Origin of the sequence: Thermomonas beijingensis (assembly GCF_020034655.1) — a bacterium.
GTDB lineage: Bacteria > Pseudomonadota > Gammaproteobacteria > Xanthomonadales > Xanthomonadaceae > Thermomonas > Thermomonas beijingensis.
This window is the reverse complement of sequence record NZ_JAIQDJ010000001.1, coordinates 528,575-553,016: the sequence shown is the minus strand read 5'-3', so window position 1 is coordinate 553,016 and position 24,442 is coordinate 528,575. Positions and strand designations below refer to the sequence as shown.

At 59.9% G+C, this 24,442-nt stretch carries 35 protein-coding genes; 4 read left to right on the top strand and 31 right to left on the bottom strand.

The window, feature by feature from the left end:
* The first annotated feature begins 75 nt into the window (after positions 1–75).
* The 3 genes from typA to K7B09_RS02550 all read left to right on the top strand — a co-directional run bounded on the left by typA (position 76) and on the right by K7B09_RS02550 (position 4,167).
* Positions 76–1,905, top strand: a complete 1,830-nt coding sequence (typA, locus tag K7B09_RS02560) for a translational GTPase TypA (RefSeq protein WP_223626434.1) — start codon at positions 76–78, stop codon at positions 1,903–1,905.
* A gap of 99 nt (positions 1,906–2,004) precedes the next feature.
* Complete coding sequence (locus tag K7B09_RS02555; RefSeq protein WP_223626431.1) at positions 2,005–2,475, top strand: DUF2127 domain-containing protein; 471 nt, start codon at positions 2,005–2,007, stop codon at positions 2,473–2,475.
* Positions 2,476–2,553: 78 nt separating this feature from the next.
* On the top strand, positions 2,554–4,167 hold the full coding sequence (locus K7B09_RS02550) for an amidase (protein WP_263296589.1): 1,614 nt from the start codon (positions 2,554–2,556) through the stop codon (positions 4,165–4,167).
* 15 nt (positions 4,168–4,182) lie between these two features.
* On the opposite strand, the gene K7B09_RS02545 is transcribed toward K7B09_RS02550, so the two are convergent.
* The 29 genes from K7B09_RS02545 to rpsJ form a co-directional block, all read right to left on the bottom strand.
* Positions 4,183–5,583, bottom strand: coding sequence for a class II 3-deoxy-7-phosphoheptulonate synthase (locus K7B09_RS02545; RefSeq protein WP_223626427.1), 1,401 nt, complete (start codon positions 5,581–5,583; stop codon positions 4,183–4,185).
* 61 nt (positions 5,584–5,644) lie between these two features.
* A complete protein-coding gene (locus tag K7B09_RS02540; RefSeq protein WP_223626425.1) occupies positions 5,645–6,163 on the bottom strand; it encodes a disulfide bond formation protein B in 519 nt (172 codons plus the stop codon).
* A 102-nt stretch (positions 6,164–6,265) separates the two neighbouring features.
* The gene (gene rplQ, locus K7B09_RS02535; RefSeq protein ID WP_223626423.1) at positions 6,266–6,637 is read right to left on the bottom strand and encodes a 50S ribosomal protein L17; all 372 of its coding nucleotides are present in this window, start codon (positions 6,635–6,637) and stop codon (positions 6,266–6,268) included.
* A gap of 286 nt (positions 6,638–6,923) precedes the next feature.
* Positions 6,924–7,922 (bottom strand): DNA-directed RNA polymerase subunit alpha, encoded by a 999-nt coding sequence (locus K7B09_RS02530; RefSeq protein WP_223626421.1) that lies wholly within the window; start codon positions 7,920–7,922, stop codon positions 6,924–6,926.
* A 52-nt stretch (positions 7,923–7,974) separates the two neighbouring features.
* Complete coding sequence (gene rpsD / locus K7B09_RS02525; RefSeq protein ID WP_223626419.1) at positions 7,975–8,604, bottom strand: 30S ribosomal protein S4; 630 nt, start codon at positions 8,602–8,604, stop codon at positions 7,975–7,977.
* A gap of 19 nt (positions 8,605–8,623) precedes the next feature.
* Positions 8,624–9,016 carry a 30S ribosomal protein S11 gene (gene rpsK / locus K7B09_RS02520; RefSeq protein WP_223626417.1) on the bottom strand — a complete coding sequence of 131 codons (393 nt, stop codon included), beginning with the start codon at positions 9,014–9,016 and terminating at the stop codon, positions 8,624–8,626.
* Positions 9,017–9,028: 12 nt separating this feature from the next.
* A complete protein-coding gene (rpsM, locus tag K7B09_RS02515) occupies positions 9,029–9,385 on the bottom strand; it encodes a 30S ribosomal protein S13 (protein WP_223626414.1) in 357 nt (118 codons plus the stop codon).
* A gap of 341 nt (positions 9,386–9,726) precedes the next feature.
* Positions 9,727–11,055: a preprotein translocase subunit SecY gene (gene secY, locus K7B09_RS02510; protein WP_223627725.1), complete on the bottom strand. Its 1,329-nt coding sequence runs from the start codon at positions 11,053–11,055 to the stop codon at positions 9,727–9,729.
* 28 nt (positions 11,056–11,083) lie between these two features.
* Positions 11,084–11,521 (bottom strand): 50S ribosomal protein L15, encoded by a 438-nt coding sequence (rplO, locus tag K7B09_RS02505; RefSeq protein ID WP_223626411.1) that lies wholly within the window; start codon positions 11,519–11,521, stop codon positions 11,084–11,086.
* Positions 11,522–11,525: 4 nt separating this feature from the next.
* On the bottom strand, positions 11,526–11,714 hold the full coding sequence (gene rpmD, locus K7B09_RS02500) for a 50S ribosomal protein L30 (protein WP_223626409.1): 189 nt from the start codon (positions 11,712–11,714) through the stop codon (positions 11,526–11,528).
* Positions 11,707–12,246 carry a 30S ribosomal protein S5 gene (rpsE, locus tag K7B09_RS02495; RefSeq protein ID WP_223626407.1) on the bottom strand — a complete coding sequence of 180 codons (540 nt, stop codon included), beginning with the start codon at positions 12,244–12,246 and terminating at the stop codon, positions 11,707–11,709. The genes rpmD and rpsE overlap by 8 nt, the downstream gene beginning before the upstream one ends.
* A 156-nt stretch (positions 12,247–12,402) precedes the next feature.
* On the bottom strand, positions 12,403–12,756 hold the full coding sequence (gene rplR, locus K7B09_RS02490; RefSeq protein WP_223626405.1) for a 50S ribosomal protein L18: 354 nt from the start codon (positions 12,754–12,756) through the stop codon (positions 12,403–12,405).
* Between the two features lie 84 nt (positions 12,757–12,840).
* Positions 12,841–13,368, bottom strand: coding sequence for a 50S ribosomal protein L6 (rplF, locus tag K7B09_RS02485; RefSeq protein WP_223626403.1), 528 nt, complete (start codon positions 13,366–13,368; stop codon positions 12,841–12,843).
* A gap of 13 nt (positions 13,369–13,381) precedes the next feature.
* A complete protein-coding gene (gene rpsH / locus K7B09_RS02480; RefSeq protein ID WP_223626401.1) occupies positions 13,382–13,777 on the bottom strand; it encodes a 30S ribosomal protein S8 in 396 nt (131 codons plus the stop codon).
* Positions 13,778–13,954: 177 nt separating this feature from the next.
* Positions 13,955–14,260, bottom strand: coding sequence for a 30S ribosomal protein S14 (rpsN, locus tag K7B09_RS02475; protein WP_223626398.1), 306 nt, complete (start codon positions 14,258–14,260; stop codon positions 13,955–13,957).
* A gap of 9 nt (positions 14,261–14,269) precedes the next feature.
* Positions 14,270–14,812 carry a 50S ribosomal protein L5 gene (gene rplE, locus K7B09_RS02470; protein ID WP_190281751.1) on the bottom strand — a complete coding sequence of 181 codons (543 nt, stop codon included), beginning with the start codon at positions 14,810–14,812 and terminating at the stop codon, positions 14,270–14,272.
* Entirely contained in the window at positions 14,813–15,127 is a 315-nt protein-coding gene (gene rplX, locus K7B09_RS02465) for a 50S ribosomal protein L24 (RefSeq protein ID WP_223626396.1), read from the bottom strand.
* Positions 15,128–15,145: 18 nt separating this feature from the next.
* Complete coding sequence (gene rplN / locus K7B09_RS02460; protein WP_028839560.1) at positions 15,146–15,514, bottom strand: 50S ribosomal protein L14; 369 nt, start codon at positions 15,512–15,514, stop codon at positions 15,146–15,148.
* Positions 15,515–15,529: 15 nt separating this feature from the next.
* Entirely contained in the window at positions 15,530–15,793 is a 264-nt protein-coding gene (gene rpsQ, locus K7B09_RS02455; RefSeq protein WP_223626394.1) for a 30S ribosomal protein S17, read from the bottom strand.
* 12 nt (positions 15,794–15,805) lie between these two features.
* Positions 15,806–15,997 carry a 50S ribosomal protein L29 gene (rpmC, locus tag K7B09_RS02450; protein ID WP_223626392.1) on the bottom strand — a complete coding sequence of 64 codons (192 nt, stop codon included), beginning with the start codon at positions 15,995–15,997 and terminating at the stop codon, positions 15,806–15,808.
* A complete protein-coding gene (gene rplP / locus K7B09_RS02445; protein ID WP_223626390.1) occupies positions 15,997–16,410 on the bottom strand; it encodes a 50S ribosomal protein L16 in 414 nt (137 codons plus the stop codon). The genes rpmC and rplP overlap by 1 nt, the downstream gene beginning before the upstream one ends.
* 3 nt (positions 16,411–16,413) lie before the next feature.
* Positions 16,414–17,172, bottom strand: a complete 759-nt coding sequence (gene rpsC / locus K7B09_RS02440; protein WP_223626387.1) for a 30S ribosomal protein S3 — start codon at positions 17,170–17,172, stop codon at positions 16,414–16,416.
* Positions 17,173–17,174: 2 nt separating this feature from the next.
* Positions 17,175–17,510: a 50S ribosomal protein L22 gene (rplV, locus tag K7B09_RS02435; protein ID WP_223626385.1), complete on the bottom strand. Its 336-nt coding sequence runs from the start codon at positions 17,508–17,510 to the stop codon at positions 17,175–17,177.
* 10 nt (positions 17,511–17,520) lie between these two features.
* Entirely contained in the window at positions 17,521–17,790 is a 270-nt protein-coding gene (rpsS, locus tag K7B09_RS02430) for a 30S ribosomal protein S19 (protein WP_223626383.1), read from the bottom strand.
* A gap of 6 nt (positions 17,791–17,796) precedes the next feature.
* Positions 17,797–18,624: a 50S ribosomal protein L2 gene (rplB, locus tag K7B09_RS02425; RefSeq protein ID WP_223626381.1), complete on the bottom strand. Its 828-nt coding sequence runs from the start codon at positions 18,622–18,624 to the stop codon at positions 17,797–17,799.
* Positions 18,625–18,635: 11 nt separating this feature from the next.
* On the bottom strand, positions 18,636–18,935 hold the full coding sequence (gene rplW, locus K7B09_RS02420) for a 50S ribosomal protein L23 (protein ID WP_223626379.1): 300 nt from the start codon (positions 18,933–18,935) through the stop codon (positions 18,636–18,638).
* Positions 18,932–19,537 (bottom strand): 50S ribosomal protein L4, encoded by a 606-nt coding sequence (gene rplD, locus K7B09_RS02415; RefSeq protein WP_223626376.1) that lies wholly within the window; start codon positions 19,535–19,537, stop codon positions 18,932–18,934. Before rplD ends, rplW begins: the two co-directional genes overlap by 4 nt.
* Positions 19,538–19,539: 2 nt before the next feature.
* Complete coding sequence (gene rplC / locus K7B09_RS02410) at positions 19,540–20,196, bottom strand: 50S ribosomal protein L3 (RefSeq protein ID WP_223626374.1); 657 nt, start codon at positions 20,194–20,196, stop codon at positions 19,540–19,542.
* 11 nt (positions 20,197–20,207) lie between these two features.
* Positions 20,208–20,519, bottom strand: a complete 312-nt coding sequence (gene rpsJ / locus K7B09_RS02405; RefSeq protein WP_223626372.1) for a 30S ribosomal protein S10 — start codon at positions 20,517–20,519, stop codon at positions 20,208–20,210.
* Positions 20,520–20,634: 115 nt separating this feature from the next.
* Here rpsJ and K7B09_RS02400 point away from each other — a divergent pair, with 115 nt between their 5' ends.
* Complete coding sequence (locus K7B09_RS02400) at positions 20,635–20,952, top strand: hypothetical protein (RefSeq protein WP_223626370.1); 318 nt, start codon at positions 20,635–20,637, stop codon at positions 20,950–20,952.
* 27 nt (positions 20,953–20,979) lie between these two features.
* Here K7B09_RS02400 and tuf read toward each other — a convergent pair whose 3' ends face one another.
* On the bottom strand, positions 20,980–22,170 hold the full coding sequence (gene tuf, locus K7B09_RS02395; protein ID WP_223626348.1) for an elongation factor Tu: 1,191 nt from the start codon (positions 22,168–22,170) through the stop codon (positions 20,980–20,982).
* Positions 22,171–22,255: 85 nt separating this feature from the next.
* Positions 22,256–24,379, bottom strand: coding sequence for an elongation factor G (gene fusA, locus K7B09_RS02390; RefSeq protein ID WP_223626368.1), 2,124 nt, complete (start codon positions 24,377–24,379; stop codon positions 22,256–22,258).
* Between the last annotated feature and the right edge of the window lie 63 nt (positions 24,380–24,442).

The window sequence follows — 24,442 nt, the reverse complement described above, 5'->3', positions numbered from 1 at the left end:
CCGGCTCCCCTCATTTCAACCCGCGCCCTGCCTGCCCATTTGGTAGCGGTGCGGCTTCAACGAGCCCCAAAGCAAATGTCCGTCGAACGCCTCCGCAATATCGCCATCGTCGCCCACGTTGACCATGGCAAGACCACCCTCGTCGACTGCCTGCTGAAGCAGTCCGGCACCCTGAACGAACGCACGGTGCTGGCCGAGCGTGTGATGGACAGCAACGACCAGGAAAAGGAACGCGGCATCACCATTCTGGCCAAGAACACCGCGATCACCTGGCAGGGCAACCGCATCAACATCGTCGATACCCCCGGCCACGCCGACTTCGGCGGCGAAGTCGAGCGCGTGCTGTCGATGGTGGATTCGGTGCTGATTCTGGTCGATGCGATGGACGGCCCGATGCCGCAAACCCGCTTCGTGACCCAGAAAGCCTTTGCGATGGGCTTCAAGCCGATTGTGGTGGTCAACAAAATCGACCGCCCCGGCGCACGCCCGGATTGGGTGATTGATCAGGTGTTTGACTTGTTCGACAAGCTCGGCGCCACCAATGAGCAATTGGACTTCCCGATCGTGTACGCCTCGGCCCTGCACGGCTATGCCAGCTTGGACGATGCGGCGCGCGAAGGCGACATGACCCCGCTGTACGAGGCCATCATGCAGCATGTTCCGGCACCGGATGTGGCGGCCGATGGCCCGTTCCAGATGCGCATTTCGCAGCTGGACTACAACAATTTCGTGGGCGTGATTGGCATCGGCCGCATCCAGCGCGGCACCTTGAAGAAGAACATGCCGGTGACGGTGATCGACCGTGAAGGCAAGAAGCGCCAAGGCAAGGTGCTGCAAGTGCTGGGCTTCATGGGCTTGGAGCGCATCGAACAAGACAGCGCGGAAGCTGGCGATATCGTGGCCATTTCCGGCATTTCCGAGCTGACCATTTCCGACACCGTGTGCGCCATTGATGCACCGGAAGCGCTGCCCGCGCTGACCGTGGACGAACCCACCATCTCGATGACCTTCCAGGTCAATAACTCGCCGTTCGCTGGCAGCAAAGACCTGTCGGGTGGCAAGTTCCTGACCAGCCGCCAGCTGAAAGACCGGCTGGAGCGCGAGACCGTGCACAACGTGGCGCTTAAGGTCGAGCAATTGGAAGATGCCGACAAGTTCCTGGTCAGCGGCCGCGGCGAATTGCACCTGTCGGTGCTGATCGAAAACATGCGCCGCGAAGGCTTCGAGTTGGCGGTATCGCGTCCGGAAGTCATCATCAAGGAAATCGATGGCCAACTGATGGAACCCATCGAGCAATTGGTGGTGGACGTGGAAGAAGTGCATCAGGGCGGCGTGATGGAAAAGCTGGGTACCCGCAAGGCCCAATTGAAGAACATGGAGCCCGACGGCAAGGGTCGCGTGCGCCTCGACTATGAAATCCCGGCGCGCGGCCTGATCGGCTTCCAGAACGAATTCAAGACCCTGACCCAAGGTTCCGGCCTGCTGTTCCATGTGTTTGACCACTACGGCCCGAAGGAAACCGGCCCGATTGCCAAGCGCCTGAACGGGGTGATGATCGCCAATGCACCGGGTGCTACCCCGGCCTATTCGCTGGGCCCGCTGCAAGAGCGCGGCAAGTTGTTCGCTGCCGAAGGCGATCAGGTGTATGAAGGCCAGTTGGTCGGCATCCACAGCAAGGACAATGACTTGACCGTCAATGCAATCAAGACCAAGCCGCTGACCAATATGCGCGCCTCCGGCAAGGACGATGCCATCCAGCTGACTCCTGCCACCAAGTTCACCTTGGAACAGGCACTGGACTTCATCGACGACGATGAGTTGGTGGAAATCACCCCCAAGGAAATCCGTCTGCGCAAGAAGCACCTGACCGAGAACGACCGCAAGCGCGCCAGCCGCTCTGCGTGAGCCCGTGTGTGCCCGGTGGCGTGTTGGTCGGCTTGATCTGGCGCCGACCTGCCCCCATTGTCTGCGCACCATATCCGCGTGCGCAGGCATGAGCCCGGCATGAGTCAACCGCATCACTACAACCCGGATCCGCACGCGCATCCGGGGTTGCACATCATCGCGCTGGTCGAGGCCGTGAAGGGCGCACTGGCACTGCTGGCCGCCAGTGGCTTGGAATTGATCGGCCCGGCCCCACTGCAACGCTGGGTGCACGAACTGATTGTCCGCTTCCAACTTGATCCACATCACGGCGTCATCGCCTGGCTGATCGGTGCCATCAACCCCGGCGGGATCCATCTGGCAGCGCTGATCGCCGCGCTGTACGGGATCATGCACTTGCTTGAAGGCTGGGGCCTGTGGCGGGCGAAAGCGTGGGCTTCATGGCTGGGCTGCGTGACGGTTTCGCTCTACCTTCCGTTTGATGTGTTTGCACTGTTCAAACATCCCGGCTGGCTCTCGCTGGTGGTGGTGGCGATCAATGTGGCGGTGCTGTGGGTACTGGCGCGCGACTTGCTCAAGCGTCGCCGCTGACGCATCCCGCATCGCCCTGCATTTGCACACCACACGCGAGCCGGGGCAGACTTGCCCATCGCCTTTGGGAGTTGCTCGATGCGTTACCTACCACTTGCCCTTGCTGTTACCGTGCTATTAAGTGCCTGTCAGCCGGATACCCGATCCCCGGCAACTTCGAACATGACAACTGCAGCCAGCACGCTGCCCGCATCGGCACTCGAAGAGGCCACCGTACTCGACCTGCAACGCAAGATGAGTGCAGGTACATTGACCAGCCATGCGCTGGTGCAAGCCTATCTGGATCGCATCGCGGCAATTGATTCTGCAGGCCCCCACCTCAATGCCGTAATCGAACGCAACCCCGATGCCTTGAAAGAGGCCGACCGCTTGGATGGCGAGCGCAAAGCAGGCAAAGTGCGCGGCCCGCTGCATGGCATTCCGGTATTGCTGAAAGACAATATCGACGCCTTCCCGATGGTCAATTCCGCGGGCTCGCTGGCACTGGCCAATCATCACCCCAAAAACGATGCCTATTTGGTGCGCAAATTGCGTGCGGCAGGCGCGGTGATTCTTGGCAAAACCAACCTGTCGGAATGGGCCAATTTCCGCTCCACCCATTCCAGTTCCGGCTGGAGCGGGCGCGGCGGGCAAACCAAAAACCCTTACGTACTCGATCGTAGCCCTTGCGGCTCCAGTGCCGGCACCGGCAGTGCGATTGCCGCCAATTTGGCCACGGTGGGTATTGGCACGGAAACCGACGGCAGCATCATTTGCCCTGCCGCAGTGGCCGGTCTGGTGGGCATCAAACCCACGGTGGGGTTGATAAGCCGTGACGGCATCATCCCGATTTCCTTCTCGCAAGACACCGCCGGCCCGATGACACGTAGCGTGGCGGATGCTGCGGCACTATTGACGGCACTCGATGGGCCCGACACCAGCGATGCGGCCTCCAATGAGCGCCCCACGCGGGCTCCAATTGATTACATCAGCCATTTGAACGCGGAAGCCCTGAAGGGTGCACGCATTGGTGTCGTGCGTAAACTGATGGGCTTTGAGCCCGCCACCGATGCGGTGATGGAGCAGGCAATTGCCGCTCTCAAAGCCGCAGGTGCGACTGTGGTGGATGCACAGATTCCGACACTTGGGCAATGGGATGATGCCGAATCTGAGGTGTTGAAATACGAGTTCAAACCTGGGCTCAACACCTATTTGGCGCGCAACGCCACACCTATCCACTCGCTTGCTGAACTGATTGCCTACAACCAGCAACACGCCAACACCGAGATGCCACATTTTGCGCAAGAGTTATTCGAGCAATCGCAGGCCAAAGGTGCACTGAACGAAACCGCATACATCAATGCCCGCGATAAAACCCGGCGCTTGGCAGGTCCAGAAGGCATTGATGCAGCCCTGAAAGCACAACAGCTGGATGCTTTGGTCGCCCCCGCGATGACCACTGCCTGGCCCATCGACCTGGCCCATGGTGACAAGTTCATCGGTGCGGGTTACGGCCCCGCCGCCGCCGCACGCTATCCCAGCCTGACCGTACCGATGGGCCAAGTGCAGGGCCTGCCAGTCGGTATCGTTTTCATGGGTACCGCGTGGAGCGAGCCGCGCTTGATCGAACTGGGGTATGCGTTCGAACAAGCCACGCATGCGCGCAAGCCGCCGCAGTTTCTGCCCACGGTTGTGCAACCCGACCGCAACTGATCGTGGGCGGTTGGATCAAGCCGCAATCGCACCGCGCTTTTTCACGATCAACATCGCAATCTCCAGCGCCTGCTCGTAGTTCAGGCGCGGATCCACGGTGGTGCGATATGCACGCTGCAAATCCAGCTCGGTCAAATCGCGCGCGCCGCCCAAGCATTCGGTGACATTTTCACCGGTCATTTCCAGATGCACACCGCCCAGCCGCGTTCCGGCGGCTTCATGGATATCGAAGGCCTGCTCGATTTCGCCACGAATATTTTCAAACCGCCGCGTCTTGTAGCCATTGCTGGTGGACTCGGTATTGCCGTGCATCGCATCACAAATCCATAGCACCCGGCGCCCCTCGCGCTTCACCGCATCCAGCAGCGTCGGCAGCTTGGTGGCGATGTGCTCCGCACCCATGCGGTGGATCAGGCCCAGCCGGCCTGGTTCATCGTGCGGGTTCAAGACATCGATCACCCGCAGCAACTGATCGGGGGTGACGGATGGCCCCACCTTCACCGCCACAGGGTTGCTGATGCCGCGGAAATATTCGATATGCGCCCCGTCCAGCGCGGCGGTACGCATACCGATCCACGGGAAATGGGTGGACAGATTGAACCAGCCATCTGCACGCGGCACCCGCCGCGTCTGCGCTTCTTCGTAAGGCAACAGCAACGCTTCGTGCGAGGTGTAAAAATTCACCCGGCTCAGGCTCTGCATCTTGCGCCCTGCCAGTGTTTCCATGAAGCGCACGGCATCACCGATGCCGGCCACCATGTTTTGGTACTCGGCGGCATGCGGCGACTGGCCCACCCAGCCCAAGCCCCAATATTCGGGGTGATGCAAGTCGGCGAAGCCGCCATCAATCAGCGAACGCACGAAGTTCATCGTCATCGCCGAGCGCGCATGCGCCTTGATCATACGGCGCGGATCCGGCACCCGCGCCTGCGCGGTGAAGTCCGGACCATTGACGATATCGCCGCGATAACTGGGCAAGGTAACGCCGTCGCGGGTCTCACTATCGGCCGAACGCGGCTTGGCGTACTGACCGGCAAACCGGCCCACCCGCACCACCGGCACCTTCAACCCATGCACCAACACCAAACTCATCTGCAACAGCACCTTGAGCCGGTTGGTGATCACTTCAGAATTGCATTCGGCAAACGTTTCCGCGCAATCGCCGCCTTGCAACAAAAAGCGCTTGCCTTCCTGCGCCTCGGCCAATTGCTGTTTAAGCGCAAGGATTTCGCGTGAGGTCACCAGTGGCGGTAGCGAACGCAGCTCTTCCTGTGCAGCCGACAGCGCAGCCGAATCCGGATAGGTGGGCAGTTGTAGCGCAGGGCGATCCCGCCAGCTAGCGGGTGACCATGAATCTTTCGCGCTAGTGACGGATGAAGGAGTGAAGGGCGCTACGACGGCTTGAACACTGGACATGGACGGGCTGCTGGTTTGTGTTGCATCGCATCATCTCGCCTCGAGCCACGCCCTGCAACCGTTACTTGCGGAACAGATAGACATGACGCGCCTTGAAACCGGCATATAGCCCGCCAAGCCCCAAGCCTGCAAACCACAATAACGCCCACATCGGCATCGAAAGCCCAAGGAATTGCCAATCGATATTGCTGCAATCACCAGTCGCTTGCAGCACGCGCTTGGCCGCACCCAACCACGAATATTGTTCGACGATAAAGTTCAGGCCAGGCCCACAGCTGGGCATTGGCGGCGGGTACAACTGCACCCAGCTATGCCGGCCGGCGTAGCCCACACCCACCGATGCAGCCAGCAATGCTGTGATTCCCCACGCTTTGCGGCCAGCGGTCGAACGCGGCGCATGCAGGCCACCCAGCAGGAATACCAAACCCAGCACCACAAAACAAATGCGCTGAAAAATACAAAATGGGCAGGGCTGAATGCCCAATTGAAATTGTACAAAAAGCGCATAGCCAAGCAGGGCCGCGCAACAGGCAAAGCCAAACAGGAATTGCGCACGGAACGGCCAAGCGAACGGATTCATGCATATACCTTGCGGGGGGCTTTCCAATTATGCGGCAAACCGCCCAAAACGAAAAACCCCGGCAATGCCGGGGTCTTTCAGACGGTCTGCAGCGCTTTCCGCTTATTCAGCGGCTTGCGGACGATCCACCAACTCAACGTAGGCCATCGGCGCATTGTCACCCGCGCGGAAGCCGCACTTGAGGATACGCAGGTAGCCACCCGGACGCTGCGCATAACGCGGGCCGAGCACGGTGAACAACGTACCCACGGCCTCCTTGTCGCGCAGACGTGCAAACGCAAGGCGGCGATTGGCCACGCCATCGACCTTGGCCAAGGTGATCAGCGGCTCGGCGACACGGCGCAATTCCTTGGCCTTCGGCAGAGTGGTGCGGATGAGTTCGTTCTTGATCAGCGAAGCCGCCATGTTCTGGAACATCGCGCCACGATGGGCGCTGGTGCGGCTGAATTTACGACCGGATTTCTGGTGACGCATGGGAATGTTTCCTTAGGTAAAGAGTGCAACTATTGAAGATCGCTGTCACCGTCCTGGCGTTGTGCTCTATGGCGAGCAAATGGACTGCGGTTGGTCCGTACCGGCATCCCTTGCCGGTGCTGCCGCGAACGTGGGTTCGTCGGCGTTGTTGCTACTTTCGAGAAGATCTCAAACAGAGCGAGCCCGGCGGCTCGCGCCGCGATTGCCCCCCCTGGCCCTCGCGCATAGCGCTCGGGCGTTCATCGCCGCGCGAACTGCCGTCAAGGCAGTTCGCAAATGCGGCGACTCACCCCAGCATGCCGTGTGCGGCGGCACCGGCTGGCGGCCAGTTTTCCAACTTCATGCCCAGCGACAAACCGCGCTGTGCCAGCACTTCCTTGATCTCGGTGAGCGACTTCTTGCCCAGATTCGGGGTCTTGAGCAATTCCACTTCGGTCTTCTGGATCAGATCACCGATGTAGTAGATGCTCTCAGCCTTCAGGCAATTGGCCGAACGTACGGTCAATTCAAGGTCGTCGATCGGGCGCAGCAACAGAGGATCAACACCGGCGGTAGCGGCTTGCTTGGCACCACGTTCGCGATGGGTGAAATCACCGAACACCGACAGCTGATCAGTCAGGATATCGGCCGCAGTACGCACCGCCTCCTCGGCATCAATGGTGCCATCGGTTTCAATATCCAGCACCAACTTGTCCAGGTCGGTACGCTGCTCAACGCGTGCGGCTTCCACCGCATACGCCACGCGGCGCACCGGCGAGAACGACGCATCCAGCATCAAACGGCCGATGGTGCGGGCCTCTTCATCCGGGCGACGACGTGCTGCGGCCGGCTGATAGCCAAAACCACGCGAGATCGTCAGGCGCATGTTCAGCGCGACATCTTTGGTCAAGGTTGCAATCACATGATCGGGGTTCAGCACCTCGACGTTGTGCGTGGTCTTGATATCGCCTGCGGTGACAACACCCGGACCCTGCTTCTTCAGCTCGAGGGTGTCGGTGTCGCCGTTGTGCATGCGAAGGGCAACGTCCTTGAGGTTCAACAACACTTCAAGCACATCTTCCTGCAAACCTTCGACCGTGGTGTATTCATGCAGCACGCCGTCGATTTCGACTTCGGTAATTGCGAAGCCAGGAATCGAAGACAGCAGCACGCGACGCAGGGCATTGCCCAGCGTATGGCCGTAACCGCGCTCTAATGGCTCGATCACGACTTTGGCGCGATGGTCGGTAATGCGCTCGATCTGCGGCCCGCGCGGGCGCAGGACTTGGGTGGCGGTAACCGTCATTCGTGGTGTCTCCTGCAGACCAGCGCGCTCGGCGCTGGTCGGTGGCAATGGCTTACTTCGAGTACAGCTCGACGATCAGCGCTTCGTTGATGTCGCTGGGCAGATCGGCACGATCCGGCACAGCCTTGAACACGCCTGCAAACTTGGCCGAATCCACTTCGACCCAAGACGGCGACAAGTTCATCTGCTCGGCAACGGTCAGCGATTCCTTGACGCGCATTTGCTTCTGCGCCTTCTCGGACAGCGCAATCGCGTCACCCGCCTTGACGGCGTAGGACGGCAGATTGACTGGCTTGCCATTGACGGTGACGCCACGATGGCTGACCAGTTGGCGTGCGGCCGGCCGGGTGACGGCAAAACCCATGCGGTAGATGACGTTATCCAGACGGGTTTCCAGCATCTGCAGGAGGTTCTCGCCGGTATTGCCCTTCTTGGTCGCGGCTTTCTTGTAGTAGTTGCGGAACTGGCGCTCCAGCAAGCCATAGATACGCTTGACCTTCTGCTTTTCACGCAGCTGGGTGGCGTAGTCGGACAGCTTGCCCTTGCGGGCAGTAGCGCCGTGCTGGCCGGGCTTTTGCTCCAGCTTGCATTTGGAATCGAGCGCGCGCGCCGGCGACTTCAGCGAGAGGTCGGCGCCTTCGCGACGGGCGAGCTTACAGGTGGGACCGATATAACGAGCCATTTTCTATTGCTCCCGGGCGTCAAACGCGACGCTTCTTCGGCGGACGGCACCCGTTGTGCGGGATAGGCGTCACGTCGATGATGTTGAGGATCTTGTAGCCGACATTGTTCAACGAACGCACGGCTGATTCACGTCCCGGACCTGGGCCCTTGATATGGACTTCCAGCGCCTTGACGCCGTAATCCAACGCAGCCTTGCCAGCCTTCTCGGCGGCAACCTGGGCGGCGAACGGCGTGGACTTGCGTGAGCCGCGGAAACCCGCGCCACCCGAAGTTGCCCAGCTCAGTGCATTGCCCTGGCGGTCGGTGATGGTGATGATGGTGTTGTTGAAGGACGCGTGCACGTGGGCAATGCCGTCGGTGACGACGCGCTTGATCTTCTTCTTTGTTTTCGCAGCAGCTGGCTTGGCCATAGTCTGGATTCCTTACTTCTTGATGGCCTTGCGCGGACCCTTGCGGGTGCGTGCGTTGGTACGGGTGCGCTGGCCACGCAGGGGCAGGCCGCGACGATGACGCAGGCCGCGATAGCAGCCCAGATCCATCAGACGCTTGATCGCCATACCCACTTCACGACGCAGGTCACCTTCGACCACGAATTTGCCGACTTCGGCGCGCAGGCGCTCCACTTCCGGCTCCGATAACTCACGAATCTTGGTCGACGACTTCACGCCAGCCGATTCACATACCTGCTTGGAACGAGTACGACCGATGCCGTAAATGCTCTGCAGCCCGACCCAGACATGCTTCTGGGCAGGCAAATTGACGCCTGCAATACGCGCCATAAGGCGATCTCCGAATATACGAATTGACGTCAAGCCAAAGCAGCCCGACGCAGGGAACAAGAAATTATATACAACTCCCGAGTAATCTGGAAGCACCACTCCGAAACAGCAGTGATACCCGGCATGGGGAGTGTGCCCATGCTCCGGCGATGGCGGCGAACTGGCAGCACTCAAACTTGCGTCTGAGCCTGCCCGCGCGCTACTCCGGCGCGCGGATCGGTTCGTTGCCACCCACACGCGGGAATGTCGCGTGGGTCGCCCATTTGTCAACTCGGACGTGGGTCGAGTTGACGATTGTCAGGTTGCGCCCAATCCCGCGACGCTTGGGTGCGGAGCCCGGCTCAGCGGGCGCCGCGCCCTTTCAAATTTGCCTTCTTCAGCAGGCTTTCGTACTGATGCGACATCAAATGCGCTTGAATTTGCGCAATGAAGTCCATCACGACCACCACCACGATCAACAGCGAGGTGCCACCGAAGTAGAACGAGGTTCCCAGCTTGGTGCGCATCACTTCCGGCAGCAAGCACACCAGCACCAGATACAACGCACCCGCACCGGTCAAGCGTGTCAACACACCGTCGATATACTCACCGGTCGCCTTGCCCGGGCGGATACCTGGAATCAGCGCACCCGACTTCTTCAGGTTGTCGGCGGTTTCCTGCGAGTTGAACACCAACGCTGTGTAGAAGAACGCAAAGCCGATGATCAGCGCTGCAAGCAGAATCATATGCAGCGGCTCGCCGGGCGACAACATCTGGCTGACCTTTTGCAGCCACACCGTTGCCGGGTTGCCAGACTGGCCAAACCAGGTCGAGGCGGTGGCCGGGAACATGATAATCGACGATGCGAAGATTGGCGGAATCACGCCCGACATGTTCAGCTTGAGCGGCAAGAACGAACTCTGGTTCTGATAACCACCACGTGCCCCCTGGCGACGGGCGTAATTCACGGTGATGCGGCGTTGACCACTTTCCATGAACACCACAAACCAAGTCACCGCAAGTACGATTGCCAGAATCACAAATACCGTGATCCACTGCATTTCACCGGCATTAGCCTGCTGCAAGGTGTGCAATACAGCACCCGGCAAGCCCGCCACGATACCGGCGAAAATGATCAGCGAAACACCGTTGCCGATGCCACGCTCGGTCACCTGCTCGCCCAACCACATCAGGAACACGGTGCCAGCAGTCAACGAGACCACCGCGGTTAGCACAAATCCAGGCCCCGGGTTGTACACCACCGGCACCCCGGTTCCTGCACCTTGATGTTGCAATGCAATGGCGATACCGGCCGCCTGAAACACGGCCAAGAACACCGAACCGATACGCGAATACTGGGTGATCTTGCGACGCCCGGACTCACCTTCTTTCTGCATTGCCTTCAGGCTGGGCAGAATCTGCACCATCAGCTGCATGACAATGGACGCCGAAATATACGGCATCACGTTCAGCGCAAACAAACTGAACCGCGAAAGCGCACCACCGGAGAACATGTTGAACATGTCCACCACGGTGCCCTTTTGCGAATTCATCAGCGACAGCATCGCCTCGGGATTGACGCCCGGCACCGGGATGTAGCACCCGATGCGATAGACGATCAATGCGCCGATGACGAACATCAGGCGCGAACGAAGTTCAGTGAACTTGCCCGCGCCCATCAGGCCCGACATTGCATCCGCAGTTCGCGACATGCGCCGATTACTCCGCCAAACTGCCGCCGGCAGCGATGATCGCGGCCTTGGCACCCGCAGTTGCAGCGATTCCCTTCAGGACATACGCCTTGGTGACGTCGCCCTTGGCCACGATCTTCGCGCTTTTGGCGGTATTTGGCACCAGCTTGGCTGCTTGCAGCGCGGCGAAATCCACATCGCCAGCCGGCAGCGAGTCCAGCTTGTACAGCAGCACTTCCGCGCAATCCAGCGCCAGCTTCGAATGGAAGCCAATCTTGGGCAAGCGACGCTGCATGGGCGACTGACCGCCTTCGAAGCCGGCCTTGATCTTGCCCTTGCCGGAACGTGCGAACGAACCCTTGTGGCCGCGACCGCAGGTCTTGCCCAAGCCGGAGCCAATACCGCGACCGACGCGCTTGGGAACCTGACGTGCACCCTCAGCGGGGCTCAAAGTATTCATCTTCATGGAATCAATCCTCAACCTTGACCAGGTAGTGCAGCTGAGAGATCAGACCACGCACTTGCGGGCTATCCTTCAACACACGCACGCTGTTGACCTTACCGAGACCCAACGCCTTCACCGACAAACGGTGGCGCGACTGTGTGCCACGCAGGCCCTTGACCAAACGAACCGTGACGGTCTTGACTTCATTAGACATGGTTCAGATCCTCCACCTTCTTGCCGCGCTTGGCCGCGATCTTGGCCGGCGAATGCATCGCTTCCAGACCCTTGACCGTCGCACGCACCAGATTGATCGGGTTGCGCGAACCTACTGCCTTGGCCAGCACGTTCTTCACGCCCACGGCTTCCAGCACCGCACGCATCGCACCACCGGCGATCACGCCCGTACCTTCCGAGGCCGGCTGCATGAACACGCGTGCCGCGCCGTGGCCGGCCTTCACTGCGTGATGCAGGGTGCCGCCATTAAGCTGCACAACCTTCATATTCTTGCGGGCACCTTCCATCGACTTCTGGATGGCCACCGGCACTTCGCGGGCCTTGCCATACCCGAAGCCGACCTTGCCTGCTCCATCACCCACCACCGTCAATGCGGTAAAGGTGAATTGACGACCGCCCTTGACCGTCTTGCTGACACGGTTGACCGCGACCAGCTTTTCAATCATGCCGTCATCGACTTTTTCCTCGCGGGGACCGCGATCGCGGCCGCGGGATTCGCGTTGCTCTGCCATATCAATATCTCGATAGTAATTAAGAGGATTTGCGGCGTGGCCGCTTATAGTTGTGATGTACGGCGGTTACACCATTGCAGCTGCAATCAGCTGCAATGCCCGATGCCAGTCGCATCGACGACAAGGCATGGGGCCCAAGCCACATGCCTTCAATACTCAGAACTGCAGACCACCCTCACGCGCAGCTTCGGCCAACACTTTGATGCGACCGTGATAGCGGTAACCAGAACGGTCAAATGCGATTTTTTCGATACCGGCCGCCTTGGCGCGCTCGGCAATCAACTGACCCACTTTGGCTGCGGCGTCCTTGTTCTTGCCACTGGTCAGACCAGCCTTGACATCGGACTGAACAGTCGAAGCCGATGCCAACACTTTGGCGCCGTCGGCGGTGAACAGCTGCGCGTACAAATGCTGACCGGTACGCAGCACCGACAGGCGCGGCACACCGAGTTCGCGGATGTGTGCGCGGGTCGACTTGGCACGACGCAGACGAGCGATTTTCTTTTCCATGGTTCTCTTCTCCGAAAGCTGAAAGCTTGGCGTTTCCAAAAAAGTCCGCACAGTGCCGTGCGGGCCTTTGCGCAGGATTCGCGATTAGGCCTTCTTGGCTTCCTTGCGGATGATGGTTTCGTCGGAATACTTCACGCCCTTGCCCTTGTAGGGCTCCGGCGGGCGGTAACCGCGAATCTTGGCTGCCACTTCACCGACCAACTGCTTGTCGGCACCGGCCACCAGAATTTCGGTCTGGGTCGGCGTGGTGATGGTGATGCCCTCTGGCGCTGCGTACACCACCGGATGCGAGAACCCCAACGACAGGCTCAGATCCTTGCCCTGCATGGCAGCACGGTAACCCACACCAACCAGCTCAAGCTTGCGCTCGAAACCGGTACTGACGCCGTGCACCATGTTGGCAACAATGGCGCGCAGGGTACCGGTCAACGGCACCAGCGAGGCATCATTGGGCAACAGCAATGCATTGCCATCTTCAATCTTGATTTCGATACCGGCGGGCTTGGCGATACTCAAGGTACCCTTCGGGCCCTTGACGCTGATCGCATCCGACTGAACGTTGAGTTCGACACCCTTGGCAAGGGCAACCGGCTTCTTGGCAACTCGGGACATGTGCGTTACTCCCTTAAGCCACGATGCACAAGACTTCACCACCGACACCCAGCTGGCGTGCCTGCGCGTCGGTCATGATGCCTTTGGAGGTGGAGATAATCGAAATACCAAGGCCGGCGAGCACCTTCGGCAATTCATCCTTGCCACGGTACTGACGCAAACCCGAGCGCGACACGCGCTTGATGGTTTCGATAACCGGCTTGCCCTCGAAATACTTCAAGGCAATTTCCAGCTCGGCCTTGGCGCCGTTCTGGGTGACGCGAGCGTCAGCGATGTAGCCTTCGTCCTTGAGGACTTTGGCAATTGCAACCTTGATCTTGGAGGACGGCATTCTTACCGCCTGCTTGCCAACTGCGGCCGCATTTTTCATGCGCACCAGCATGTCGGCGATGGGATCAGTCATGCTCATGTAGATTCACCTGATGAGTAGCACCGATATCCGCTTTCGCGAAAATCTGTCGGATTGTGGACGCTGTGACCTTGAAAAGTCGCAACGCTGTTGCGGCACCAGCCCCGCATCGCTGCGAGGCTGATCTGCCAATCCCCGCCAACGAATCGACAGGAAGCCGCGAAGTATAGCAGGTTTTTACCAGCTTGCCTTACGCAAGCCCGGCACGTCGCCACGCATGGTGGCTTGACGCAGGGCGTTGCGACCCAGGCCGAACTTGCTGTACACGGCGCGTGGACGGCCAGTCAACACGCAACGGGTGGTTTGACGCGAAGGTGAGGAGTCACGCGGCAGCTTTTGCAGCTTGGTTGCGGCCGCCATCTTGTCCTCATAGGACGCGTCCTGGCTGGAGATGATCTTCTTCAGCGCTTCGCGCTTGCCAGCGTGCTGCTTGGCCAGCTTGGCGCGCTTGGTCTCGCGGTTGATCATGGAAGTCTTGGCCATGACGTGTCCTTAGTTGCGGAACGGGAAGCGGAAGGCTTCGAGCAGGGCCTTGGCCTCTGCGTCGGTCTTCGCTGTGGTGGTGATGGCGATATCCATGCCGCGCATTGCGTCAACGGCATCGAAATCGATTTCCGGGAAGATGATCTGTTCTTTCACGCCCATGTTGTAATTACCACGGCCATCGAAGGAACGCCCCGACACCCCGCGAAAGTCACGCACGCGTGGCAGCGAGATATTGATCAGGCGATCCAGGAACTCGAACATCTGGGCACGGCGCAAGGTGACCTTGCAACCGATCGGCCAGCCGTCACGAATCTTGAACGATGCTACCGAAACGCGCGACTTGGTGACCACCGGCTTTTGGCCGGAAATCTTGGTCATGTCGGCAACTGCGTTCTCCAGCACCTTCTTGTTGGTGGCTGCCTCGCCCACGCCCATGTTCAGCGTGACCTTGACCAGCTTGGGAACCTGCATCGGATTGGTGTAACCGAATTGCTGCATCAGCTTCGGCACCACTTCTTCCTTGTAGAACTTTTCGAGACGAGTGGTCATTTAGATAGCCTCACCGCTGGAGCGGAACACGCGGATGCGCTTTCCATTCTCGAGCACCTTGGTGGCAACGCGCTCGCCCTTGCCCGTTACCGGGTTGAGCAGCATCACGTTGGAAATATGGATCGACGCTTCACGCTGCACAATGCCACCGGCCTGACCGGCCTGCGGATTGGGCTTGGTGTGGCGCTTGACCAAGTTCAGATTGGAAACGAAGACGCGCTCGCCATCGACGCGCAGCACTTCGCCAGTCTGACCCTTGATGGTCTTGTTGCCGGTGGTGACGACGACTTGGTCGCCCTTTTTGATACGGTTCATGTGATTAGTCCTCTACGCTCACAGCACTTCGGGGGCGAGCGAAACGATCTTCATGAACTTCTCGGTACGCAGCTCGCGCGTGACCGGCCCGAAGATGCGGGTGCCGATCGGCTCCTGCTTGTTGTTCAACAACACGGCGGCGTTACCATCGAAGCGGATCAACGAACCGTCGGCGCGGCGCACACCCTTGCGGGTACGCACAACCACGGCGTCGTACACATCGCCCTTCTTCACCTTGCCGCGCGGAATCGCTTCCTTCACCGACACTTTGATGATGTCGCCGATGCCTGCATAACGGCGCTTGGAACCACCCAGCACCTTGATGCACATCAGTTCCTTGGCACCCGAGTTGTCGGCAACGTCGAGAAAGCTCTGCATCTGGATCATGGCTATCTCTCCTGCTTACTCGGCGGAACGGGTGAGGATTTCCACCACCCGCCAGTTCTTGGTCTTGGACATCGGTGCGCATTCGGCCACACGCACCACATCACCTTCATTACAGGCATTGTTGGCATCGTGGGCATGCAGCTTGGTCGAGCGACGGATGTACTTGCCGTACAGCGCGTGCTTGACCTGGCGCTCAACGAGCACCGTCACGGTCTTGTCCATCTTGTTGCTGACCACGCGGCCTTCAACCGTGTGCAGCTTCTTGGTTTGTTCGGTCATGACGCCCGTTCCTTAGTTCTGCTGGCCAAGCAGCGTGTTGACGCGAGCAATCTCGCGGCGCACGCGGCGGGGCTCATTGGCCTTGGACGGAGGCAGTTGGCCCGTGGCCTTCTGCATCCGCAGCGCAAAGCGCTCTTTCTGCAGTTCGACCAGATGGGCCTTCAGTTCGTCCGCCGACTTTTGACGCAATTGCTTGAGTTCCATCAGCGCACCGTCCGAGTCACAAAAGTGGTGGTGACCGAAAGCTTGGCCGAGGCCAAACGGAACGCTTCGCGTGCCACGTCCTCGGTGACGCCTTCGATTTCATAGATCATGCGGCCCGGCTGGATCTGAGCGACCCAGTACTCCACATTACCCTTACCGGAGCCCATGCGGACTTCGATTGGCTTTTTGGTGATCGGTTTATCGGGGAATACGCGGATCCACATCTTGCCGCCACGCTTGACGTAACGGCTGATGGAACGACGCGCAGCCTCGATCTGGCGAGCAGTCAGCTGGCCGTGGGCAGTTGCCTTCAGGCCGAACTCGCCGAAGCTGACAGCATTACCGCTCCAGCTCAGGCCTTCATTACGGCCTTTATGGACTTTGCGATATTTGGTTCGCTTAGGTTGCAACATGGTTTAGTCCCTCGCTTCGCCGCGCTCGGCGCGGTCACCACGGTCGCGGCGCGGGCCGCGCGGGCGTTCACGATCACCGCGGTCACCACGCGGTGCCGGGCTGTCGTCCTGCTTTTCCTGACCCACTTGGCTGAAATCAAAGATTTCACCCTTGTAGACCCACACTTTGATACCGATGATGCCGTAGGTGGTCTTCGCTTCGGCAAAGCCGTAGTCGATGTCGGCACGCAGAGTATGCAGCGGCACGCGGCCTTCCCGGTACCACTCGGAACGGGCGATTTCTGCGCCGTTCAAGCGACCACCGACATTGACCTTGATACCCAATGCTCCCAGACGCATCGCATTGCCCACCGCACGCTTCATGGCGCGGCGGAACATGATGCGGCGCTCCAACTGCTGCGCAATCGACTCGGCCACCAGCTGCGCGTCGAGTTCCGGCTTGCGCACTTCTGTGACGTTGATATGCGCCGGCACGCCGAGCACATCCGACACTTCTTTACGCAGCTTCTCGATGTCCTCACCACGCTTGCCGATCACCACGCCCGGACGGGCGGTATGAATGGTCACGCGGGCGTTATTTGCCGGACGCTCGATCAGGATCTTGCTGATACCGGCCTGAGCCAGCTTCTTGCGCAGCATGTCGCGGACCTTGAGGTCGCCCGACAGATATTCGGCGAATTGCTTCTTGCCGGCGTACCACTTGGAGTTCCAGTCTTTGGCGATGCCCAAGCGGATGCCGATAGGATTGACTTTGTGACCCATGATTAGTTGCCCTCGCCCACGACCACGGTGATGTGGCTGGTGCGCTTGGTGATGCGCGTGCCACGACCCTTCGCTCGCGCCATGAAGCGCTTCAGCGAGGGACCTTCATCGACCATGATGGTCTTGACTTTCAACAAATCGGCGTCAGCGCCGTTGTTGTTTTCGGCATTGGAAGCAGCAGAGAACACGACCTTGTAGACCATGACTGCGGCTTTCTTGTCCGAGAACTTCAACAGATCCAATGCACGGGCAACCGGCAGGCCACGCACCTGATCAGCGACCAAACGGACCTTTTGGGCGGAGATGCGCGCACTGCGCAGGATGGCTTTCGCTTCCATAGTCATCTCCTTACTTCCCACCCTTCTTGTCGCCGCCATGCCCCTTGAACGTACGGGTCACGGCAAACTCGCCAAGCTTGTGGCCAATCATGTTCTCGTTGATCATTACCGGAACATGGCTCTTGCCGTTATGCACAGCAATGGTGACGCCAATCATTTCCGGCAGAATCGTGGAGCGGCGCGACCAGGTCTTGATCGGCCTCTTGCTGCTACCCGCGGCCTCCACCTTCTTTTGCAGGTGGTGGTCGATGAACGGGCCTTTTTTAAGTGAACGTGCCATTGCCAATTAGCTCCTGCGATCGCGCACGATGAACTGTTGAGTGCGCTTGTTATGGCGCGTCTTGTACCCCTTGGTGGGTACACCCCACGGGGTGACCGGATGCGGATTACCCTGGCCAGCCTTGGCTTCACCACCGCCGTGCGGGTGATCCACCGGGTTCATGGCGGCACCGCGCACGGTCGGCTTGACGCCGCGCCAGCGTGCTGCACCCGCTTTACCCAGCTTCTCCAGCGTATGCTCATCGTTACCGACTTCGCCGATGGTCGCGCGGCATTCCGCCGGCACACGACGCATTTCACCCGAACGCAGACGCAAGGTGGCGTACACGCCCTCACGTGCAACCAGCTGGACGCCGGCACCCGCAGCACGCGCAATCTGCGCGCCCTTGCCGGGCTTCATTTCGATGCAATGCACGGTGGAACCGACCGGGATATTGCGCAGCGGCAAAGTGTTGCCCGCCTTGATCGGCGCATCACGACCTGCGATCACCTGATCGCCCGCCTTCAAGCCCTTGGGGGCGATGATGTAGCGGCGTTCGCCGTCGGCATAGCACAACAAGGCGATATGCGCGGTGCGGTTGGGATCGTATTCGATGCGCTCCACACGGGCCGGGATGCCCTCTTTGTCGCGCTTGAAATCGATGATGCGGTAATGCTGCTTATGACCGCCGCCGATATGGCGGGTGGTGATGCGGCCGTGGTGGTTGCGGCCACCACTCTTGCTTTGCTTTTCCAGCAACGCTGCATGCGGTGCGCCTTTGTGCAGCTCGGGCGACACCACGCGAACCGCCGAACGGCGGCCGGGCGAGGTGGGCTTGAATGTCATCAGTGCCATGAATTATTTCCTCAGGCCGACGTGGTCATGACGTCGATCGACTGACCATCGGCCAGCGTGACGTACGCCTTGCGCCAATCGCTGCGGCGCCCCTGGCGGAACTTGAAGGTCTTGGACTTGCCCTTCACGTTCACCACGTTCACTGCCTCGACCTTGACGGCGAAGATTTTCTCCACCGCAGCCTTCACATCGGCCTTGGTGGCGGTCTTCGCAATTTCAAAGACGTATTGGTTGGAGACTTCCTGCAGGCGCGCGGTCTTTTCGGACACGCGCGGCGCACGGATTACTTCGTACAGGTTTGCGGCGCTCATGCCAGCCACTCCTCGATCTTCTTCACCGCATCAGTGGTCACCACCACGGTGTCGGCACCGACCAGCGAGACCGGATCCAGACCCTGCACATCACGCACCTGCACATAAGGCAGATTGCGGGCAGACAGGTACAGATTGTCGGTGGCATCTTCGGTCACGATCAGCGGGCGCTGACCCACATTCAAGCCCGCCAGCTTGGCCACCAGACCGGAGGTCTTCGGGGCGTCCACCTCGAACGATTCGACCACAGTGATGCGTCCCTGGCGGTTCAGCTCGGACAGGATGGTCGCGATTGCGGCGCGATACATCTTGCGGTTGACCTTCTGCGCAAAGCTGCGCGGCTTGGCCGCGAAGGTGACGCCGCCGCCGACGAAGATCGGAGCCGTCAACGCGCCATGACGCGCGCCGCCACCCTTCTGCTTCTTCGACTTTTTGGTGGTGCCATTGACTTCCGAACGGGTCTTCTGCGCCTTGGTACCGGCACGACCGGCGTTGCGGTAAGCAACGACCACCTGGTGCACCAGGTCTTCGCTGAAGTCACGGCCGAACACCGCGTCGGACACGGCCAGCTTGCTGGCGCTACCGTTGATATTCAATTCCATGATCAGACTCCCTTGCTCGTCGGGCGCACGATCACATCGCCACCCGGCGCACCCGGCACAGCACCGCGCACGGCAATCAAGCCACGTTCGGCATCGACCTTGACCACCTGCAGACCTTGCGTGGTCTGGGTCACGTGGCCCATATGGCCAGCCATCTTCTTGCCCGGAAACACACGGCCCGGCGTCTGACGCTGACCGATCGAGCCCGGCGAGCGATGCGACAACGAGTTACCGTGGGTAGCATCACCCATGGTGAAGTTCCAACGCTTGATGGTGCCCTGGAAGCCCTTGCCCTTGGTGACACCTTGGACATCGACGACCTGGCCTTCGCTGAAGATGTCGGCCTTGATTTCGCCGCCCACTTCATAGCCACCAATCTGGTCAGCCTCCACACGCAACTCCCACAAACCACGACCCGCTTCCACCTTGGCCTTGGCCAAGTGACCGGTCTGCGGCTTGGTCAGCAGCGAGGCGCGCTTCACGCCCGCCGTCACCTGCAACGCCGTGTAACCATCAACCTCAAGGGTCTTGATCTGGGCGATACGGTTCGGAGTTGCTTCAATCAGAGTCACCGGCACGGACTTGCCGTCTTCGGTGAACATGCGGCTCATGCCGGCCTTGCGACCGACGATGCCGAGCGAATACTTCTTCGCGCTCATCAGTGTCGTCCTCAGGTCAGCTTGATCTGCACGTCGACGCCAGCAGCCAGTTCGAGCTTCATCAGCGCGTCCACGGTCTTGTCGTTGGGGTCAACAATGTCAAGCACGCGCTTATGCGTGCGGGTTTCGTACTGGTCGCGCGCGTCTTTATCGACGTGGGGCGAGGTCTGTACGGTGTAACGTTCGATCTTGGTCGGCAGCGGAATCGGGCCGCGCACTTGCGCGCCGGTCCGCTTGGCCGTCTCAACGATCTCGCTGGCCGAACGGTCGATCAGACGATGATCGAACGCCTTCAGCCGGATGCGAATCTTTTGGTCCGCCATGGGAGGAATACCTCATATCTAAAGAGCGACAGGCATGGCGGCTAGGTGCGCCACACCCCGTGAAAACAACGGGTACTGCAGTCAAACAATTACCTCAAAACCAGCGGATCAGGCGATGAACACCCGGCTGCCAGAAGTCAGGATCAATAAACGCGCCGAAAGGCCCCGCCGATATGCTCCGGACATTTCCGGAACGGACGAGGCCTTGCCACGCGACATCTCCCTGTCTGGCGAACACGAGGCGCTTCCTGCACCTCTTTTCGCTACCCTGCAGAAACTCACATTTCCGCAGGGGTCTTGCATTCTAACGGATTTGATCCTTGCTTTGCAAGCAGTTTTTGCAAATCGCCCCAATTCCCCGGCATTCATGCCGGAAGCAAGGCAACGATGGGCGTCCTGCCGCACCGACATCCGCCTTGCGGGACGCGCATGAGGCACGTCCCGCAAGCTCAGGCGGATATCACTTGATGATCTTCGCCACCACGCCGGCACCGACGGTACGGCCACCTTCGCGGATCGCAAAGCGCAGGCCTTCGTCCATCGCCACCGGGTTGATCAGCGTCACCACCATCTTGATGTTGTCGCCCGGCATCACCATCTCCACGCCTTCCGGCAAGGTGACAGCACCGGTGATGTCGGTGGTGCGGAAGTAGAACTGTGGACGGTAGCCCTTGAAGAACGGGGTATGCCGGCCACCTTCATCCTTGCTCAGCACGTACACCTCGGCTTCAAACTCGGTGTGCGGGGTGATCGAACCCGGCTTGCACAGCACCTGGCCGCGCTCCACGTCGTCACGCTTGGTGCCACGCAGCAGCAGACCCGCGTTGTCGCCCGCCTGACCCTGATCCAGCAGCTTGCGGAACATTTCCACGCCGGTCACCGTGGTCTTCTGGGTCGGGCGGATACCGACGATCTCGATTTCCTCGCCCACCTTGATCACGCCGCGCTCGATGCGGCCGGTCACCACGGTGCCGCGGCCCGAAATCGAGAACACGTCTTCCACCGGCATCAGGAACGGCTTGTCGATCGCACGCTCCGGCTCCGGGATCCAGGTGTCCAGCGCATCCACCAGCTTGATGATCGCCGGCACGCCAATCTCGCTCTGGTCGCCTTCCAGCGCCATGCGCGCAGAACCGGCGATGATCGGGGTGTCGTCGCCCGGGAAGTCGTACTTGCTCAGCAGCTCGCGTACTTCCATTTCCACCAGTTCCAGCAGCTCGGCATCGTCCACCATGTCAGCCTTGTTCAGGAACACGACGATGTACGGCACGCCCACCTGACGCGACAGCAGGATGTGCTCGCGGGTCTGCGGCATCGGGCCATCCGCGGCCGAGCACACCAGAATCGCGCCGTCCATCTGCGCCGCACCGGTGATCATGTTCTTCACATAGTCGGCGTGGCCCGGGCAGTCCACGTGCGCGTAGTGACGGTTCGGGCTTTCGTATTCCACGTGCGCCGTCGAGATCGTGATCCCGCGCGCCTTTTCTTCCGGCGCCGCGTCGATTGCACCGTAGTCCTTGAACTCGCCACCGAAACGCTCTGCGCCCACCTTGGTCAGCGCCGCCGTCAGCGTCGTCTTGCCGTGGTCCACGTGACCGATCGTACCCACGTTCACGTGGGGCTTGGTGCGTTCGAACTTACCCTTTGCCATGTTGATAACTCCAGAAAATTAGTTTGAAAAGTGGTGAGCCTGAGTGCGGGCGGCGTCTCATCTGCGCCCGCAACCAGAGCCTGTATTACGCTTTCTTCATGACCGATTCGGCGATGTTGGTCGGCGCTTCTTCGTAATGGTCAAATTCCATCGAGAAGGTGGCGCGGCCTTGCGACATCGAACGCAGCGAAGTGGCGTAGCCGAACATTTCACCCAACGGGATCATCGCATTGATGATCTTGCCGGACGGACTGTCATCCTGACCTTGCAGCACGCCACGACGACGGCTGACGTCGCCCATCACGTCACCCAGATAATCTTCCGGGCTGACGATTTCGACCTTCATCACCGGCTCCAGCAACACCGGGCTGGCCTTGCGGAAACCTTCCTTGAACGCCATCGACGCGGCCAACTTGAACGCCATTTCCGACGAGTCGACATCATGGTAGGAACCGAACACCAACTTGACCTTCACACCCACCACCGGATAGCCGGCCAGCGGGCCGCTGGTGATGGTTTCGCGCATACCCTTTTCAACTGCGGGGATGAATTCCTTCGGAATCACGCCGCCGGTGATGTCGTTGATGAACAGGAAATCGTTCTTGACATCCGGGTTCGCCCTGTCTTCCGCCGTCATCGGTGACAACTCGATCACCACGTGACCGTACTGCCCCTTACCACCCGACTGCTTGGCGTGCTTGTAGTCGCTCTTCACATCCGACTTGCGGATGGTTTCGCGGTAGGCCACCTGCGGCTTGCCGACATTGGCCTCGACGTTGAACTCGCGCTTCATGCGATCAACGATGATGTCCAGATGCAGCTCACCCATGCCGGCGATGATGGTCTGCCCGGATTCTTCGTCGGTACGCACGCGGAACGATGGATCCTCCTGCGCCAAACGGCTCAGGGCATTGCCCATCTTTTCCTGGTCGGACTTGGTCTTCGGCTCGACCGCCATCGAAATCACCGGTTCCGGGAAGGTCATGCGCTCCAGCACGATCGGTGCATCCAGCGAGCACAGGGTGTCACCGGTGGTGACATCCTTCAGACCCACGGCAGCGGCGATGTCACCGGCCAGCACTTCCTTGATTTCTTCGCGGTTGTTGGAATGCATCTGCAGCAGACGTCCGATGCGCTCTTTCTTGCCCTTGACCGAGTTCAACACCTGGTCACCCGCATTGAGCATGCCCGAATAGACGCGGAAGAAGGTCAGCGAACCCACGAACGGGTCGGTCATGATCTTGAACGCCAGCGCCGAGAACGGGGCCTTGTCGCTGGACTCACGCGTCATTTCGACGGTTTCGTCATCCACGTCCACACCCTTGATGGCGGGCACGTCAACCGGCGACGGCAGCAGGTTGATCACGCCGTCCAGCATGGCCTGCACGCCCTTGTTCTTGAACGCGGTACCGCAGAACATCGGCACGATTTCGGTCTTCAGGGTGCGCTGGCGCAAACCTTCGACGATTTCGGCTTCGGTCAATTCCCCCTCATTGAGGTACTTGTCCATCAGTTCTTCGGTGGCTTCGGCGGCAGACTCCACCATGAATGCACGCTCTTCATCCGCCTTCGCTTGCAGCTCGGCCGGAATGTCGCGGTATTCGAAGTTCAACCCCTGCGATGCGGTATCCCAATGGATGGCCTTCATCTTCAGCAGATCAATCACGCCTTCGAAGCCATCTTCGGCACCGATCGGCACCTGCATCGGAACCGCGACAGCACCCAGACGCGCCTTCAGCTGGTCGCGCACCTTGTAGAAGTTGGCACCGGTGCGATCCATCTTGTTGACAAACGCGATGCGCGGCACGTGGTACTTGTTGGCCTGGCGCCACACGGTTTCCGACTGCGGCTGCACGCCACCGACCGCGCACAGCACGAACACTGCACCATCGAGCACGCGCAAGCTGCGCTCCACTTCGATGGTGAAGTCCACGTGGCCGGGGGTGTCGATGATGTTGAAGCGGTGTTCCGGCAAGGACTTGTCCATGCCTTTCCAGAACGCGGTGGTAGCAGCAGACTGGATCGTGATACCACGCTCCTGCTCCTGCTCCATCCAGTCCATGGTGGCGGCACCGTCGTGCACTTCACCGATCTTGTGGCTCTTGCCGGTGTAGAACAGGATGCGCTCGGACGTGGTGGTCTTGCCAGCATCAATGTGCGCCATGATGCCGAAATTGCGGTAACGCTCGATGGGAGTGGAACGGGCCACGGGGAGCCTCTCAATAAATTCGGATTTCGGAATGGCCGAATGCCGCCTGTCGGCGGCCTTCGG

Coding starts and splice junctions, on each gene's coding strand:
- rplX (WP_223626396.1), bottom strand. CDS start 15,127: ATGAACCGTATCAAAAAGGGCGACCAAGTCGTCGTCACCACCGGCAAC.
- rpsM (WP_223626414.1), bottom strand. CDS start 9,385: ATGGCGCGTATTGCAGGCGTCAATTTGCCTGCCCAGAAGCATGTCTGG.
- rpsJ (WP_223626372.1), bottom strand. CDS start 20,519: ATGGCGGACCAAAAGATTCGCATCCGGCTGAAGGCGTTCGATCATCGT.
- rpmC (WP_223626392.1), bottom strand. CDS start 15,997: ATGGAACTCAAGCAATTGCGTCAAAAGTCGGCGGACGAACTGAAGGCC.
- rplQ (WP_223626423.1), bottom strand. CDS start 6,637: ATGCGTCACCAGAAATCCGGTCGTAAATTCAGCCGCACCAGCGCCCAT.
- rpmD (WP_223626409.1), bottom strand. CDS start 11,714: ATGTCTAATGAAGTCAAGACCGTCACGGTTCGTTTGGTCAAGGGCCTG.
- rplO (WP_223626411.1), bottom strand. CDS start 11,521: ATGAAGATGAATACTTTGAGCCCCGCTGAGGGTGCACGTCAGGTTCCC.
- rpsN (WP_223626398.1), bottom strand. CDS start 14,260: ATGGCCAAGACTTCCATGATCAACCGCGAGACCAAGCGCGCCAAGCTG.
- K7B09_RS02400 (WP_223626370.1), top strand. CDS start 20,635: ATGAACACCCGGCTGCCAGAAGTCAGGATCAATAAACGCGCCGAAAGG.
- rplW (WP_223626379.1), bottom strand. CDS start 18,935: ATGAGCGCCGCAAACCTGTACGAAGTAATCCGTGCGCCGCGCGTGTCC.
- K7B09_RS02555 (WP_223626431.1), top strand. CDS start 2,005: ATGAGTCAACCGCATCACTACAACCCGGATCCGCACGCGCATCCGGGG.
- rplN (WP_028839560.1), bottom strand. CDS start 15,514: ATGATCCAGATGCAGAGCTTTCTCGACGTTGCCGACAACTCGGGTGCC.
- rpsQ (WP_223626394.1), bottom strand. CDS start 15,793: ATGACCGAACAAACCAAGAAGCTGCACACGGTTGAAGGCCGCGTGGTC.
- rpsD (WP_223626419.1), bottom strand. CDS start 8,604: ATGGCTCGTTATATCGGTCCCACCTGTAAGCTCGCCCGTCGCGAAGGC.
- rpsS (WP_223626383.1), bottom strand. CDS start 17,790: ATGGCACGTTCACTTAAAAAAGGCCCGTTCATCGACCACCACCTGCAA.
- rpsE (WP_223626407.1), bottom strand. CDS start 12,246: ATGGCAGAGCAACGCGAATCCCGCGGCCGCGATCGCGGTCCCCGCGAG.
- tuf (WP_223626348.1), bottom strand. CDS start 22,170: ATGGCAAAGGGTAAGTTCGAACGCACCAAGCCCCACGTGAACGTGGGT.
- rplR (WP_223626405.1), bottom strand. CDS start 12,756: ATGGAAAAGAAAATCGCTCGTCTGCGTCGTGCCAAGTCGACCCGCGCA.
- rplE (WP_190281751.1), bottom strand. CDS start 14,812: ATGACCACTCGTCTCGAAAAGTTCTACAAGGAAGAAGTGGTGCCGAAG.
- K7B09_RS02545 (WP_223626427.1), bottom strand. CDS start 5,583: ATGTCCAGTGTTCAAGCCGTCGTAGCGCCCTTCACTCCTTCATCCGTC.
- rpsC (WP_223626387.1), bottom strand. CDS start 17,172: ATGGGTCACAAAGTCAATCCTATCGGCATCCGCTTGGGCATCGCCAAA.
- K7B09_RS02530 (WP_223626421.1), bottom strand. CDS start 7,922: ATGACGGTTACCGCCACCCAAGTCCTGCGCCCGCGCGGGCCGCAGATC.
- rplC (WP_223626374.1), bottom strand. CDS start 20,196: ATGAGCGCGAAGAAGTATTCGCTCGGCATCGTCGGTCGCAAGGCCGGC.
- rplD (WP_223626376.1), bottom strand. CDS start 19,537: ATGGAATTGAATATCAACGGTAGCGCCAGCAAGCTGGCCGTGTCCGAC.
- typA (WP_223626434.1), top strand. CDS start 76: ATGTCCGTCGAACGCCTCCGCAATATCGCCATCGTCGCCCACGTTGAC.
- rpsK (WP_223626417.1), bottom strand. CDS start 9,016: ATGGCCAAGCCAGCTGCTGCGAAAACAAAGAAGAAGATCAAGCGCGTC.
- rplB (WP_223626381.1), bottom strand. CDS start 18,624: ATGGCACTGATGACATTCAAGCCCACCTCGCCCGGCCGCCGTTCGGCG.
- K7B09_RS02550 (WP_263296589.1), top strand. CDS start 2,554: ATGCGTTACCTACCACTTGCCCTTGCTGTTACCGTGCTATTAAGTGCC.
- K7B09_RS02540 (WP_223626425.1), bottom strand. CDS start 6,163: ATGAATCCGTTCGCTTGGCCGTTCCGTGCGCAATTCCTGTTTGGCTTT.
- rplV (WP_223626385.1), bottom strand. CDS start 17,510: ATGGAAGCGAAAGCCATCCTGCGCAGTGCGCGCATCTCCGCCCAAAAG.
- secY (WP_223627725.1), bottom strand. CDS start 11,055: ATGTCGGGCCTGATGGGCGCGGGCAAGTTCACTGAACTTCGTTCGCGC.
- rplP (WP_223626390.1), bottom strand. CDS start 16,410: ATGTTGCAACCTAAGCGAACCAAATATCGCAAAGTCCATAAAGGCCGT.
- rplF (WP_223626403.1), bottom strand. CDS start 13,368: ATGTCCCGAGTTGCCAAGAAGCCGGTTGCCCTTGCCAAGGGTGTCGAA.
- rpsH (WP_223626401.1), bottom strand. CDS start 13,777: ATGAGCATGACTGATCCCATCGCCGACATGCTGGTGCGCATGAAAAAT.